11 protein-coding genes are annotated in these 14,143 nt (G+C 71.4%); 5 read left to right on the top strand and 6 right to left on the bottom strand.

The annotated features are described in order from the left end of the window. Positions 1-13 precede the first annotated feature (13 nt). The 3 genes from ACFT4A_RS11245 to ACFT4A_RS11255 all read right to left on the bottom strand — a co-directional run bounded on the left by ACFT4A_RS11245 (position 14) and on the right by ACFT4A_RS11255 (position 3,721). Positions 14-2,383: an FtsX-like permease family protein gene (locus ACFT4A_RS11245; protein WP_382828099.1), complete on the bottom strand. Its 2,370-nt coding sequence runs from the start codon at positions 2,381-2,383 to the stop codon at positions 14-16. 70 nt (positions 2,384-2,453) lie between these two features. Beyond that, positions 2,454-3,209: an ABC transporter ATP-binding protein gene (locus ACFT4A_RS11250; protein WP_382828102.1), complete on the bottom strand. Its 756-nt coding sequence runs from the start codon at positions 3,207-3,209 to the stop codon at positions 2,454-2,456. Further along, positions 3,206-3,721 (bottom strand): PadR family transcriptional regulator, encoded by a 516-nt coding sequence (locus ACFT4A_RS11255; RefSeq protein WP_382828103.1) that lies wholly within the window; start codon positions 3,719-3,721, stop codon positions 3,206-3,208. Before ACFT4A_RS11255 ends, ACFT4A_RS11250 begins: the two co-directional genes overlap by 4 nt. 121 nt (positions 3,722-3,842) lie before the next feature. On the opposite strand from ACFT4A_RS11255, the gene ACFT4A_RS11260 reads away from it, so the two are divergent. From ACFT4A_RS11260 to ACFT4A_RS11280, 5 genes are all read left to right on the top strand, one after another. Then, entirely contained in the window at positions 3,843-5,114 is a 1,272-nt protein-coding gene (locus tag ACFT4A_RS11260) for an ABC transporter substrate-binding protein (RefSeq protein WP_382828106.1), read from the top strand. Between the two features lie 204 nt (positions 5,115-5,318). After that, positions 5,319-6,938 carry a glycoside hydrolase family 13 protein gene (locus ACFT4A_RS11265; protein ID WP_382828108.1) on the top strand — a complete coding sequence of 540 codons (1,620 nt, stop codon included), beginning with the start codon at positions 5,319-5,321 and terminating at the stop codon, positions 6,936-6,938. 37 nt (positions 6,939-6,975) lie between these two features. Next, complete coding sequence (locus ACFT4A_RS11270; RefSeq protein ID WP_382828111.1) at positions 6,976-8,307, top strand: ABC transporter substrate-binding protein; 1,332 nt, start codon at positions 6,976-6,978, stop codon at positions 8,305-8,307. Between the two features lie 6 nt (positions 8,308-8,313). Then, positions 8,314-9,675, top strand: coding sequence for an ABC transporter permease subunit (locus ACFT4A_RS11275; RefSeq protein WP_382828112.1), 1,362 nt, complete (start codon positions 8,314-8,316; stop codon positions 9,673-9,675). Then, positions 9,672-10,511 (top strand): carbohydrate ABC transporter permease, encoded by an 840-nt coding sequence (locus tag ACFT4A_RS11280; protein WP_382828115.1) that lies wholly within the window; start codon positions 9,672-9,674, stop codon positions 10,509-10,511. The genes ACFT4A_RS11275 and ACFT4A_RS11280 overlap by 4 nt, the downstream gene beginning before the upstream one ends. 175 nt (positions 10,512-10,686) lie before the next feature. On the opposite strand, the gene pgl is transcribed toward ACFT4A_RS11280, so the two are convergent. Genes pgl through zwf form a run of 3 tightly spaced genes read right to left on the bottom strand, consistent with a single transcriptional unit; the run spans position 10,687 to position 14,139 of the window. Further along, the gene (gene pgl / locus ACFT4A_RS11285) at positions 10,687-11,472 is read right to left on the bottom strand and encodes a 6-phosphogluconolactonase (RefSeq protein ID WP_193480695.1); all 786 of its coding nucleotides are present in this window, start codon (positions 11,470-11,472) and stop codon (positions 10,687-10,689) included. A gap of 13 nt (positions 11,473-11,485) precedes the next feature. Then, the gene (gene opcA / locus ACFT4A_RS11290) at positions 11,486-12,619 is read right to left on the bottom strand and encodes a glucose-6-phosphate dehydrogenase assembly protein OpcA (RefSeq protein ID WP_382828118.1); all 1,134 of its coding nucleotides are present in this window, start codon (positions 12,617-12,619) and stop codon (positions 11,486-11,488) included. Beyond that, the gene (gene zwf / locus ACFT4A_RS11295) at positions 12,616-14,139 is read right to left on the bottom strand and encodes a glucose-6-phosphate dehydrogenase (protein ID WP_382828121.1); all 1,524 of its coding nucleotides are present in this window, start codon (positions 14,137-14,139) and stop codon (positions 12,616-12,618) included. Before zwf ends, opcA begins: the two co-directional genes overlap by 4 nt. Positions 14,140-14,143: the final 4 nt, after the last annotated feature.

Here is a 14,143-nt window from a genome sequence, read left to right on the forward strand (position 1 = left end):
GCTGAGGTCGAGGTCAGGCGACCGCGCTCAGTGTGTCCGCGAGCCGGCGGCGTGCCGCGCGGGCCGCGGGCAGGGCGGCCAGCGCGGCCGCGCAGAGCACCGCCGCCGCCCCCAGCGGCAGCATGAGGAGGGCCGACGGGCCCTGGGCGATCCCCGCGCCGATCCCGCTCGATCTGCCCTGGGCGTCGATGAGCCAGTGGGCGAGCGGCAGGCCCAGGGCGGTGGCGGCGAGCACGGCAGCCAGGGCCGTACAGCCGGTGGCCGTGACCGTGATCGCCGTGATCTGGCGGGGGGACAGGCCGATGGCCTTCAGCGCCAGCAGGTCCCGTTCGCCCTCGCGGACGGCGCCGCCGATCGCGGTCAGCAGTTCGATCAGCCCGATGAGGGCGAGCACGGCGATCAGCCCGGCGACGACGGCGCGCAGCGGGGAGAGCCCGTCGGCGGGGTTGGCCACCGTGTGCACGTCCAGATGGCCGCGCCCGGCCGTGGCGAGCCGGTCGGCGACCTCGCCCGGGGCGGCGCCGGGGTCCAGCCGCAGTTCGTAGAGGGTCGGGCGGAGCCCGGGGTCGTTCGCGCGGAGGGTGTCGAGGGACGTGGAGATGACCCGGCCGGCGTTCTCCGGCTCGATGCTGCGGCCCACGATGTGCAGGATCTGCGGCTGGTCGCCGACGGTCATCCGGACCCAGTCGCCGACGCGCACGTCCAGCAGGTCGAGCAGCCCCTGCCCGGCCACCGCCTCGTCGGCACCGCGGGCGGCGCGGCCCTCGGCGAGGGTGTACGGGTAGGGGTCGTGGTGGGTGCCGAGGCCGCGCAGGGCGATGGTCGCCGTCTGGCCCGGGACCAGGGCGGCCGTCTCGACGCCGGGGTAGGCGGCGGCGACCTGCGGGTCGTGTTCCAGGAGGGTGCGGGTCTGCCGTTCGCCCAGGCCGCTGTCGGCGCGGACGCTGAGCGTGGTGGGCAGGCCGATCTGCTCCGGCTCGCTGTGGAAGCGGTCGATGGTGGTCCACGCGCTCATCGCCACGACGATCAGCAGCAGCGGCAGCGTGAGGCGGGCGACCGTGGCCAGGGAGCGGGGGCGGCGGGTGAACGCCTTGTGCCAGCCGAGCACCAGCGCGGGCGGAATCCGCAGGCCGAGTGCCCGGCGGGCCAGGCCGGACAGCTGTCCGGTGTGGGGAGCCGCGGGCGGGAGCCCGAGGACGCGGCGCAGACCGCCGGCGCGCCGGCTCCGGCCCGTCGCCCCGGCCGGCCGCCCGCCCAGCGCCGCCGCGGGCCTCGGCACCGGCACCGGCGGCACCCGTCCCGCCCGCCACGCGGCCAGGCCGGTGGTCGCGCCGATGAACAGCACCGCGCCCACCGGGACCACGACCAGCGCCACGGTGTGCCCGGGAAGGCCTTGCCACACGCCGACCGCGTCCCCGAACCGCCCGGGGAGCCGGCTGCCCAGGGCCTCGGCGAGCGCGGCGGCGGCCACGGCGCCCAGCAGGGCGTAGGCGAGGTGCTGGAGCAGGAAGACGCGGACCACCTGCCCCGGGGTGAAGCCGATCGCCTTCAGCACGGAGAGGTCCCGCAGATGGCCGCGGATACGGGTGCTGATCGCCCCGTGCACGGCGAGCCCGGCGGCGACCAGCGCGCCCAGTCCGAACAGGCCCAGCACCTGGCCGAGGAGCCGGTTGTCGCCCTGCGCCTCGGCACGTGCCTGCTGCCAGGTGGAGACCTCGCCGATCGCCCCGGCCCCCAGCACGGTCACGGCACGCTGCACGACGTAGGAGGTGTCGCCGGGGTCCGTCAGGCGCAGCCCGATCACCTGCCCGCCTGGGTCAGGCACGGCCGATGGCAGGGCCCACACCAGGCCCGGCTGCTCACCGGGCCGGTAGCGCGGCTCGGCGCTGTCGGCGAGCCCGACGACAGTCAGCTCGCGGGCGGTGCCGGGCACGGTGAGGGTGTCGCCGGGCTCGGCCAGCAGCGCACGGGCGAGGCGGGTCTCCAGGACCACACCGTTCGGTGTCGCGGGGTCGAGCCAGTGGCCGGAGACGACCGGCGGGCTGCCGACGGAGGGGCGTTCCGGAGTGCCGCGCAGCTCGACGGCGGCGCGGCTGCCCCGTGAGGAGACGGTGGTGGCGGCGGTGGGGTAGGGCCCGGCGACGGAGTCGACGCCGTCCAGCCCGGCGAGCTTCCCGGTGTCGGCGGCGCTGTCGGTGTGCAGCCACACATGCGCGCCGTGCGACTGCGTGAACACGCGCTGCCAGGGGTTGGTCGCGTACCCGAACAGAGCCGTGGCCAGCAGCAGCGAGGCGACGATGCCCGCGGTGGCGAGGACGAGGAACAGTGCCTCGCCGCGGTGCGTGCGCAGATCGGAGTGCGCCCAGCGCAGGGTGGCTCGCACGGGCCTCAGCCTCTCGGCCCGGACGCCGGGCAGCCGTCGTACACCCGCATGTCAGCTCTTCACCCGCATGTCAGTCCTTGAGTTCCAGCACACCGGAGATGCCGGACCGGCGCGGTGGGGTGCCGCCGTCGAGTTCCGCGTCGTCGGCGATCCGGCCGTCGAAGAAGCTGATCACCCGGTCCGCGGCGCTCGCCAGCCGAGCGTCATGCGTGACCAGCAGGATCGTCTGGCCGCGCTGGTGGAAGCGGGACAGCAGCCGCATCACCTCGCGGGTGCCCTTGCTGTCGAGGCTGCCGGCGGGTTCGTCGGCCAGCAGCAGCGGGGGATGGTTGACCAGGGCCCGGGCCAGGGCGACCCGCTGCTGCTCACCGCCGGACAGCTCGCCGGGCATGCTGCGCTCCTTGCCCGTCAGGCCCAGCTCGGCCAGCAGCTGCTCGCGCTCGGTGCGCGCCCGCTTCGGCGAACTCCCGGCGAGCAGCGCGGGCAGCTCCACGTTGTCGGCGACGGACAGGTTGGACACCAGGTTGAAGAACTGGAAGACGATCCCGATCCGCTTCCTGCGCTCCACCGCCCAGCGGGCCTCGCTGTAGGTGTCGGTGGACTCGCCGTCGAGCCAGAGATGGCCCGCGTCCGGCCGCTGGAGCCCGCCGAGCAGATGCAGCAGCGTCGACTTCCCGGCGCCGGACGGGCCGGTGATCGCCACGAACTCGCCCTGCCGTACGCACAGGTCGGCCCCGCGCACGGCATGGGCGGGCGCGCCCTCGCCGTGGTGCGTCTTCACCAGCCCCTCGGCGCGCAGCACAGGAGCGGGACGGTCGTCGCTCACTCCAGCTCCTCCAGCTCTTCCTGGCACCGCTCCAGCCAGTCGAGATCGGCCTGCAGGTGCAGCATCGCGCCCTCTATCAGCAGCTGCGCGATGCGGTTGTCGCGGTTCTCGGCGGCGGCCAGCTTCGACAGCTGCCGCATGGTGTTCAGATACTGGCGCCGCTGGTGGTTGATCAGGGAGATCTGATCGGCGAGCCCGGTCTGCGGAGCGAGCGCCAGCTTCATGAAGAAGTCGTCCCGTACCCGCGGCTCGTCCTCGGGCTCCTCGAACCAGGCGCGCAGCGCCTCCCGCCCGGCGTCGGTGAGGTGGTAGACCTTTTTATTGGGCCGGCTGGACTGCGCCACGTCCTCGCCCTCGATCAGTCCCGACTTCTCGAGGCGGCCGAGGGTCACATAGATCTGGCCGACATTCGGCTGAGGGTACGCGGAGCCCAGCAGTTGCTCAAGGTCCTGCTTGAGCTCGTAGCCGTGGGCGGGGCCGCGGGCGAGGAGTGCCAGGAGGTGCAGGCGCACGCGTGCAGTCCTCCTGTCCGGTCAATGTGCTCCAGACCCTAGTATCGCCCATACCTAACAGGTATACATGGCCTCTGATTCCGGGCAAGGGTGCCCGTCGCCGGTGCACAGGGAGGAACCTATGCGGTGGATCCATGCCGCGGGTAGGGGCCTTCTCGTTCTCGTCGTGGTCATGACCGGCTACGTCGCCGCCGGAGCGCAGGCGGGCGAGCCGGCCGACGGCGGTCGCGGACCGCTCACCCTGGCCACCGCCGGAGACCTCACCGGCTATCTCGGCCCCCTGCTGGAGGGCTGGAACCGCACCCACCCCGGCGAGAAGGTGACCCTCGTCGAGCTGCCCGACTCGGCCGACGAGACCCAGGCGCAGATGGCCACCGACCTGCGCGACGGCGACCGCAGCCGGTTCGACGTGCTCAACATCGACGTCAACTGGACCTCGGAGTTCGCCGCCGCGGGCTGGATCAGACCCCTGCCCCGCGACCGCTTCCCGCTGAGGACCTTCCTCCCGCCGGTCGTCGACACGGCGACCTACGACGGACAGCTGTACGCCGTCCCGTACGTCACCAACGCCGGTCTGCTCCTCTATCGCAAGGACGTCCTCGCCGAGGAGGGCGTCGCACCGCCGCGCACCTGGGCGGAACTGGAGCGGTACGCGAAGACCATCGCCCCGAAGCACGGACTCGACGGCTACGCCGGGCAGTTCCTCCCCTACGAGGGCCTCACCGTCAACGCGGCGGAAGCCGTCTACTCGGCGGGCGGCTCGATCCTCGGCGACGAGGGCGAACGCGTCACCGTCGACTCGGCGGCGGCCCGCGAGGGCATCGGCTTCCTGACCCGCGGAGTGCGAGAGGGCTGGATCTCGAAAGAGGCGCTGGCCTACAAGGAGGAGGAGTCCAAGCAGGCCTTCCAGGACGGCCGGCTGCTCTTCCTGCGGAACTGGCCGTACGCGTACGTCGGCGCCTCCGCCCCGGGGTCCCGGGTCGCCGGGAAGATCGGCGCCGTGCCGCTGCCCGGACGGGACGGGCCGGGGACGAGTGTCCTCGGCGGCTCCAACCTGGCCGTCAGCTCACATGCCCGGCATCCCGACTCGGCCGCCCGTCTGATCGCGTACCTCACCAGTGAGGGCGTCCAGCGCCAGGTCCTCACCCGTGGCGCGCTGCCGCCCGTACGGGCCGATCTGTACAAGGACCCGCAGCTCATCCGCAGGTTCCCGTATCTGCCGACCCTGCGCGAGAGCGTGCTCGCGGCCGCGCCGCGCCCCAAGAGCCCGCGCTACGACCAGGTCAGCCTGGTCGTCCAGGCGGTCGTGCACGACGCGATGGCCGGGCACGAGACGCCGACGGCGGCGGTGCGCCGTCTGGCACGAGAACTCGCCGTCATCTCGCGCGGCTAGGGCTTCCAGCGGCTTCCAGTGACCCGCTTCTAGTTACTTGTTAGGTAACGCGGACGTCTCATCTGGCTGAGATATGCCCGTTTGATACCCAATTTTACTACCTCAACTCCTCGGTAGCTTCTGTCTTTTCGTTGACACCCTCGCGACACGCCTACTTAACATGCATGCATAACCGCTGCCCCTCCACAGAGACAGGTCGATGGGTTGAACAGGCACCACTGGTGGCGTGACGCAGTGATCTATCAGGTGTACGTCCGCAGCTTCCTCGACAGCACCGGCGACGGCATCGGCGATCTCGCCGGCGTCCGGGCCGGACTGCCGTATCTGAAGAAGCTCGGCGTCGACGGGATCTGGCTGAGCCCCTTCTATCCCTCGCCGCAGCACGACCACGGCTACGACGTGGCCGACTACTGCGACGTCGACCCGCTCTTCGGCGACCTCGCCGAGTTCGACCTGCTGGTGGGCGCCGCGCGAAGGCTGGGCGTCAAGGTGCTGCTCGACATCGTCCCGAACCACTGCTCCAGCGAGCACCCCTGGTTCCGCGAGGCCCTCGCCGCGGCTCCCGGCAGCGAGGCCCGCGCCCGCTTCCACTTCGCCGACGGCCGCGGCCCGGACGGCGACGAGCCGCCCAACAACTGGCACGCGATGTTCGGCGGCCCTGCGTGGAGCCGGGTGACCGAGGCGGACGGGCGGCCCGGCCAGTGGTACCTGCACATGTTCACGCCCGAGCAGCCCGACTGGAACTGGCGAACCCCGGAGGTCGCGGCCGAGTTCGACCGGGTCCTGCGCTTCTGGCTGGACCGGGGCGTCGACGGCTTCCGCATCGACGTCGCCGCCGGCCTCTACAAGCACCCCGAGCTGCCCGACTCCGACGACCCGGAGGCCGACGCCCGCACCCGCGACTCGGTCAACCCGCTCGCCTGGAACCAGCCCGAGGTCCACGAGGTGTGGCGCCGCTGGCGCTCCATATGCGAGGACTACACCGAGCGCGACGGCTGCGAGCGCCTCCTCGTCGGCGAGGTCTCCGTCCCGACCGCCCGCGAGCACGCCCGGTACGTCCGCCCGGACGAACTCCACCAGGCCTTCTTCTTCGACCTGCTCAGCGCCCCCTGGGACCCCGACGCCTTCCAGAAGGTCATCTCCGAGGCCATGCAGGACATCGCCGGGACCGGCTCGACGGTCACCTGGGTCCTCAACAACCACGACCAGGTCCGCACCGTCACCCGCTACGGCGAACCCGCCACCGAAGGCAGCGGCCTCGGCGCCGCCCGGGCCCGCGCCGCCGCGCTGCTGATGCTGGCCCTGCCCGGCGCCGCCTACATCTACCAGGGCGAGGAGCTCGGCCTGCCCGAGGTCGTGGACCTGCCCGACGACGTGCTCACCGACCCGATCTTCCACCGCACCGGCAGCCGGGCCCGCATCCGCGACGGCTGCCGGGTGCCGCTGCCCTGGTCGGGACAGGCCTCGCCCTTCGGCTTCACCTCCGGCGAGGAGAGCGCCAAGCCGTGGCTGCCGCAGCCGGAGTACTTCGCCGAGTACGCCACCGACCGCGCCCTCGCCGACACCCGCTCCTTCTGGCACCTGTACCGCGACGGCCTCCAACTGCGCGGCACCCTGCCCCAGCTGGGCGAAGGCACCCTGCGCTGGCTGGACGCCCCGCCCGGCGTCCTCGCCTTCGCCCGCGGCGACGACCTGGTGTGCGCCGTCAACTTCGGTACGGCACCCACCCCCGCGCCGGTCCCCGGCACCCCCCTGCTCGCCAGCGGCCCCTGCCCCGCCGGGGTACTGCCCGGCTCCACGGCCGCCTGGTGGATCCGTTCCTGAACTCCCCGCAAGTCAACTCCCCGAAGGGACATCAACGATGATGCGACGACGTACCACCCTGCTCGCCGGCTGCACCGCCCTCGCCCTGTCGCTCGGCGCGACCGCCTGCGGCGGCGGCCCCGTCGCGGCCGGAGGCGGCGACAAGGCCCTCAGCGGCCAGACGGTCACCGTGGCCGGCGTCTGGTCCGGCACCGAGCAGAAGAACTTCCAGAAGGTGCTGGACGCCTTCACCGAGAAGACCGGCGCCAAGACGCAGTTCACGTCCACCGGCGACAACGTCTCCACCGTCGTCGGCAGCAAGATCGAGGGCGGCAACGCCCCCGACGTCGTGATGGTCCCGCAGGTCGGCGTCCTCAAGCAGTTCGCCGCCAAGGGCTGGCTGAAGCCGCTGTCGAAGAAGACCGAGCAGTCCGTGGACGCGGGGTACGCCCCCGTGTGGAAGAAGTACGGCAGCGTCGACGGCACCCTCTACGGCCTGTACTTCAAGGCCGCCCACAAGTCGACCGTCTGGTACAGCCCCGACGCCCTCGCCCAGGCCGGCGTGAAGCCGCCCAAGTCGTACGACGAGATGCTGAAGGCCGGCCAGACCGTGTCCGACTCCGGGCTCGCCGCGTTCTCCGTCGCCGGACAGGACGGCTGGACCCTCACCGACTGGTTCGAGAACGTCTACCTCTCCCAGGCCGGACCCGAGAAGTACGACGCCCTCGCCGCGCACAAGCTGAAGTGGACCGACGCGTCGGTCGTCGACGCCCTCACCACACTCGGCAAGCTCTTCAAGGACAAGCAGCTCATCGCCGGCGGCCAGAAGGGCGCCCTGAACACCGACTTCCCCGGCTCCGTGGAGAAGGTCTTCGGGCCGGAGCCCGAGGCCGGCATGGTCTACGAGGGCGACTTCGTCGCCGGCGTCGCCAAGGACCAGTTCGGGAAGACCGTCGGGAAGGACGCGAACTTCTTCCCGTTCCCCGCGGTCGGCGGCGGCGAGGCGCCGGTCGTCAGCGGCGGTGACGCGGCCGCCGTCCTGAAGGACGGCAAGAACCAGAAGGCCGCGCAGGCTCTCACGGAGTACCTGGCCACGCCGGAGGCCTCCGCGGTGTGGGCCGAGGCGGGCGGCTTCCTCTCCCCGAACAAGGAGCTCGACCTCGCCAAGTACGGCGACGACGTCACCCGCGCCACCGCCAAGTCCCTCGTGCAGGCCGGGGACTCGGACTCGGTCCGCTTCGACATGTCCGACCAGGCCCCGGCGGCCTTCGGCGGTACGAAGGGCACCGGCGAGTGGAAGCTGCTCCAGGACTTCCTGCGCGACCCGTCCGACCCGAAGGGCACCGCGGCGAAGCTGGAGGCCGCGGCGGCCAAGGCGTACCAGGACTGATACGTCATGACAGCGACCCTCGTGAAAGAGACGAGTCCCCCGCCGCCCGGCACGGTCGCCGACCGCACGCGGCGCCTGCGCCGGCGCGGCAAGGTCATCGCCCTGCTGTTCGTGCTGCCCGCGCTGCTGCTGCTCGGCGCGCTCGTCGTCTACCCCGTGCTGTTCAGCATCGGCCGCAGCTTCTTCGACGCCTCCGGGACGACCTTCGTCGGCGGCGACAACTACGCCGAGATGTTCAGCGACCCGGCGACCCTCAACGCCGTCCGCAACACGGCCATCTGGGTCGTCGTCGCACCGGCCCTGCTGACCGGCCTCGGGCTGATCCTGGCCGTCCTGGTGGAGAAGGTCCGCTGGGCCACGGCCTTCAAGCTGCTCCTCTTCATGCCGATGGCGGTCTCCTTCCTCGCCGCCGGCATCATCTTCCGCCTCGCCTACGACGAGGACCCCGACAAGGGCGTCCTCAACGCGGCGGTCGTCTCCGTCCACGACGCGTTCGAGGGCTCCTCGTCCTACCCGACGGCCCGGGGACGTGACGGGCAGGGTCTGACGAAGGAGAAGGACGGGTCGTACCGCACGAGCCAGAGCGTGTCACCGGGCAACGCGGTGACGCTCCCACTGGTCGGGGTGCTGCCCGACGACCTGCCGGGCGGGACGAAGCCGGCGTACGCGGCGGCGGGGCAGAAGGCCGCCGCCGACGAAGTGCGCGGCGTGGTCTACCTGGACTTCACGCCCGGCGGGGGAGGGGAGCAGGGCAAGGTCGACCGGCGCGAGAGCGGACTGCCCGAGATGAAGGTCGAGGCGGTGCGCGACGGCAAGGCGGTCGCCACGGCGACCACCGCGTCCGACGGCTCCTTCCGCTTCCAGGGCCTCGAACCGGGCTCCTACGCGGTGCAGTTGCCGTCCTCCAACTTCGCCCCGCCCTACGAGGGCGTCTCCTGGCTCGGACCCGCGCTGGTCACACCGGCCATCATCGGCGCGTACCTGTGGATCTGGACCGGCTTCTCCATGGTGCTCATCGGCGCGGGCCTGGCGACGCTCCCGCGGGACACGCTGGAGGCGGCGCGCATGGACGGCGCCAACGAGTGGCAGATCTTCCGTCGGATCACGGTGCCCTTGCTGGCACCCGTCCTGACGGTCGTCTTCATCACCCTGGTCATCAACGTGATGAAGGTCTTCGACCTCGTCTACATCATCGCGCCCGGGCCGGTACAGGAAGACGCGACCGTACTCGCGACGCAGATGTGGCTGGTGTCGTTCGGCGGCGGCAACAACCAGGGCCTCGGCAGCGCGCTCGGTGTGCTGCTCCTGCTGCTGGTGGTTCCGGCCATGGTGTTCAACGTCCGCCGTTTCCGAAGGAGCCAGCGATGAACGCAGTTCGGCGCGGGTTGGGCAACGGAGTTGTCCAGGCCTTCCTCGTGATCGTGGGCCTGGTGTGGATGACGCCGCTGGCCGGGCTGTTCCTGTCCTCGATGCGGTCCGCCGAGGACACCGCGAAGGGCGGCTGGTGGACGGTGTTCTCCAGCCCGGGGCAGCTGTCCTTCGACAACTACTCGGAGCTGCTGGGGAACGCCGGGATCACTACGGCGTTCTGGAACACGGTGCTGATCTCGGTGCCGACGACGGTGCTGGTCGTCGTCATCGCGGCGCTCGCGGGGTATGCCTTCGCGTGGCTGGACTTCCCCGGGCGGGAGGCGATCTTCCTGGTCGTGGTCGCGTTGCTGGTGGTGCCCGTGCAGATCGGGCTGCTGCCGGTCGCGAAACTCTTCGGGCAGCTGGGGCTGTTCGGGACGATCCCGGGTGTCGTGCTCTTCCATGTCGCCTACGGGCTGCCGTTCGCGGTGTTCCTCCTGCGGAACTACTTCTCCGAGATCCCGAAGGAGATGCTGGAGGCCGCGCGCATGGACGGGGGCAGTGAGTGGCGTATCTTCACGCGACTCGTGCTGCCCGTGGGGCGGCCGGCGATCGCCTCCCTGGCCATCTTCCAGTTCCTGTGGGTGTGGAACGACATGCTGGTGGCGCTGCTGTTCGCGGACAGCGCGTCGCAGCCGCTTACCGTGGAACTCCAGTCCCAGATCCGGCAGTTCGGCAGCAACATCGATGTGCTGGCGCCGGGGGCGTTCGTGTCGCTGGTGGTTCCGGTGGTCGTGTTCTTCGCGTTCCAGAAGCACTTTGTGCAGGGTGTGATGGCGGGGTCGGTCAAGTAGCCGCTGCCGATGCACGACCAGGGGGCTCCGCCCCCTGGACCCCCCGCCTATGCCGACCCACCACCCGAAACTGCCCTTGAAAGGGGCAACTCGCGAGTCCAGCCTCCTGGCTGACCGCATCGGGTGGTGGGTGGGCGAAGGATCGAGGGTCCAGGGGGCGGAGCCCCCTGGTACGTCAGGCCGACGCCGGCGGATACAGCGAGCGCGGGAGCTGAGAGGCCGCCGCCCCGTCCAGCAGCCACAGTGTCCGGCTGCGGCCGTACGCCCCCGCCGCAGGGGCCTGGATCTCGCCCGCGCCCGACAACGCGATCGCCGCCGCCTGCGCCTTGTCCTCGCCCGCCGCCAGGAGCCACACCTCACGAGCCGCCCGGATCGCAGGCAAGGTCAGCGTCACCCGGGTCGGCGGCGGCTTGGGCGCGCCGTGGACGCCGACGACCGTACGGTCCGTCTCCCGGACCGCCGGCAGCTCCGGGAACAGGGACGCGACATGCGTGTCCGGGCCGACGCCCAGCATCAGGACGTCGAACGTTGGGACGGGTCCGTGGTTCTCCGGGCCGGCCGCCCGTGCCAGTTCCTCCGCGTACGCGGCAGCCGCCGCGTCCACGTCGGCGCCGTGGGGACCGTCCGACGCGGGCATCGCGTGCACCCGCTTCGGATCGAGCGGCACCGCGTCCAGCAGTGCCTCCCTCGCCTGCGTGATGTTGCGCTCCGGGTCGCCCTCGGGCAGGAATCGCTCGTCGCCCCACCAGAGGTCGAGCCGGCTCCAGTCGACGGCGTCCCGGGCGGGCGCCGCGGCCAGGGCGGCCAGCAGGCCGTTGCCGTTGCGGCCGCCCGTGAGGACCACGGACGCCGAACCCCGGGAGGCCTGGGCGTCCACGATCTTCGTGATCAGCCGGGCCGCCGCGGCCTGCGCCATCAGCTCCTTGTCGCGGTGCACGACCAGCTGCGGTGCCGTACTCACTTCGTCGTAGCCCTCACTTCGTCGTAGCCTTCCGTACCGGTTCCAGCGCGGGCGCTTCCTGCTTCAGCGGTTCCTGCGCCGTCGCTTCCGCAGCGGGTGCTTTCGCAGCCCTTTCGACGGGAGCGGGGAGGGCGAGGCGGCCTCGCCCGTCACTTTTGGGCTCTCCGCTCTCTCCTTTGGCCACCGACTCCCCGGAGACCCGAGGGGCCGGAGCCGACCAGGAGGACTTCAGCCGGTCCACCCCGTACCGCAGGGCCGACGCGTACGTGTCGTCCGGGTCCAGCCGCCGCAGCTCCTCCGCTATCAGCTCGGCCGTGTCCCGGCGCTTGAGCGCCACTCCGCGGTCCGGCTGGCCGTCGATGGAGAGCGTGGCGAGGGAGCCGTCCGGGCGGTCCAGCTTGATCGGGCCGCAGTTGGTGTCCAGGCGGACCGCCGTCAGACCGGGGCCGCCGGACAGTGAGCGCTTCACGGGCACGTCCAGCCGGTCCGCGAGCCACATCGCCAGCAGCTCGCAGCTCGGGTTGAACTCCTCGCCCTCCACCTCGACGGCCCTGACCTCGCAGGTGACCTGGTCGAGGGCCGCCGCCAGCATGGAGCGCCAGGGCGTGATGCGGGTCCAGGACAGGTCCGTGTCACCGGGGGTGTAGGTCCCCGACCGGGTCGCCAGGTCCCGTACCGGCTGCTCGGAGGCGTAGGTGTCGGTGACACGGCGCTGGCCGAGGGCACCGAGGGGGTCCTTCGCCGGGTCGAGCGGCGCGTTCACCGGCCACCACACCACCACCGGGGCGTCCGGCAGCAGCAGCGGCAGCACCACCGACTGGGCGTGCTCGGCCACCTCGCCGTACAGGCGGAGCACCACCGTCTCGCCCGAGCCGGCGTCCGCGCCCAGGCGGACCTCCGCGTCCAGGCGGGACTGCGTACGGTCGCGGGGCGAGCGGGAGACGCGCTTGATGACGACGAGCGTGCGCGAGGGATGCTCGTGCGAGGCGTCGTTCGCCGCCTTCAGCGCGTCGTAGGCGTTCTCCTCGTCCGTCACGATGACCAGCGTGAGCACCATGCCGACCGCCGGGGTGCCGATCGCCCGGCGGCCCTGCACCAGCGCCTTGTTGATCTTGCTGGCGGTGGTGTCCGTCAGGTCTGTCTTCATGGCCGGCGCCAGCTCCGTCCGTGTCGCTCGAGCATTTCGTCCGCCTCGACGGGCCCCCAGGTACCGGCCGGGTACTGGGCGGGCTTGCCGTTCTCGTCCCAGTACTCCTCGATCGGGTCGAGGATCTTCCAGGACAGCTCGACCTCCTCGGTGCGCGGGAAGAGGTTCGAGTCACCGAGGAGAACGTCCAGGATGAGACGCTCGTACGCCTCGGGGCTGGACTCCGTGAAGGACTCGCCGTACGCGAAGTCCATGGACACGTCCCGGATCTCCATCGACGTGCCGGGGACCTTCGAGCCGAAGCGGACCGTCACGCCCTCGTCCGGCTGGACGCGGATGACGATCGCGTTGGAGCCCAGTTCCTCGGTGGCCGTCGTGTCGAAGGGGGAGTGCGGGGCCCGCTGGAAGACGACCGCGATCTCCGTCACCCGGCGGCCGAGCCGCTTGCCGGTGCGCAGATAGAAGGGGACGCCCGCCCAGCGGCGGTTGTCGATCTCCAGCTTGATCGCGGCGTAGGTGTCGGTCTTCGACGAGGCGTTGATGCCGTCCTCGTCCAGATAGCCGGTCACCTTCTCGCCGCCCTGCCAGCCGGCCGAGTACTGGCCGCGCACGGTGTCCCGGCCCATGTCCTTCGGCAGCCGCACGGCGCCGAGCACCTTGGTCTTCTCGGCGGCCAGCGCGTCCGCGTCGAAGGAGGCCGGCTCCTCCATGGCCGTGAGGGCCAGCAGCTGGAGCAGGTGGTTCTGGATGACGTCACGGGCGGCGCCGATGCCGTCGTAGTACCCGGCCCGGCCGCCGATGCCGATGTCCTCGGCCATGGTGATCTGCACATGGTCCACGAGGGACCGGTTCCAGATCGGCTCGAACATCGTGTTGGCGAAGCGCAGCGCCAGGATGTTCTGGACGGTCTCCTTGCCGAGGTAGTGGTCGATCCGGAAGACCTGCTCCGGCGCGAACACCTCGTGGACGACCTTGTTGAGCTCCTCGGCCGACTTCAGGTCGTGCCCGAAGGGCTTCTCGATGACCGCGCGCCGCCAGGAGCCGCCCTGCTGGTCGGCCAGCTGGTGCTTCTTCAGCTGCTGGATGACCACGGGGAAGGACTTCGGCGGCACGGAGAGGTAGAAGGCGAAGTTGCCGCCCGTGCCCTGTGCCTTGTCCAGCTCCTCGATCGTGGAGCGCAGCCGCTCGAAGGCGTCGTCGTCGTCGAACGTGCCCTGCACGAAGCGCATGCCCTGGATGAGCTGCTGCCAGACCTCCTCGCGGAAGGGCGTGCGAGCATGCTCCTTGACCGCGTCGTGGACCTCCTGTGCGAAGTCCTCGTGCGCCCACTCACGGCGCGCGAAGCCCACCAGCGAGAAGCCCGGCGGCAGCAGACCCCGGTTGGCGAGGTCGTACACGGCGGGCATGAGCTTCTTGCGTGACAGGTCGCCCGTGACGCCGAAGATGACCAGGCCCGACGGCCCCGCGATACGCGGGAGCCGTCGGTCCGCGGGGTCACGCAGCGGATTGCTGCTCGACACCTGT

The organism is Streptomyces sp. NPDC057099 (assembly GCF_042671245.1).
Classification (GTDB): domain Bacteria; phylum Actinomycetota; class Actinomycetes; order Streptomycetales; family Streptomycetaceae; genus Streptomyces; species Streptomyces purpurascens.

Coding starts and splice junctions, on each gene's coding strand:
- ACFT4A_RS11280 (WP_382828115.1), top strand. CDS start 9,672: ATGAACGCAGTTCGGCGCGGGTTGGGCAACGGAGTTGTCCAGGCCTTC.
- ACFT4A_RS11270 (WP_382828111.1), top strand. CDS start 6,976: ATGATGCGACGACGTACCACCCTGCTCGCCGGCTGCACCGCCCTCGCC.
- opcA (WP_382828118.1), bottom strand. CDS start 12,619: ATGAAGACAGACCTGACGGACACCACCGCCAGCAAGATCAACAAGGCG.
- ACFT4A_RS11260 (WP_382828106.1), top strand. CDS start 3,843: ATGCGGTGGATCCATGCCGCGGGTAGGGGCCTTCTCGTTCTCGTCGTG.
- ACFT4A_RS11275 (WP_382828112.1), top strand. CDS start 8,314: ATGACAGCGACCCTCGTGAAAGAGACGAGTCCCCCGCCGCCCGGCACG.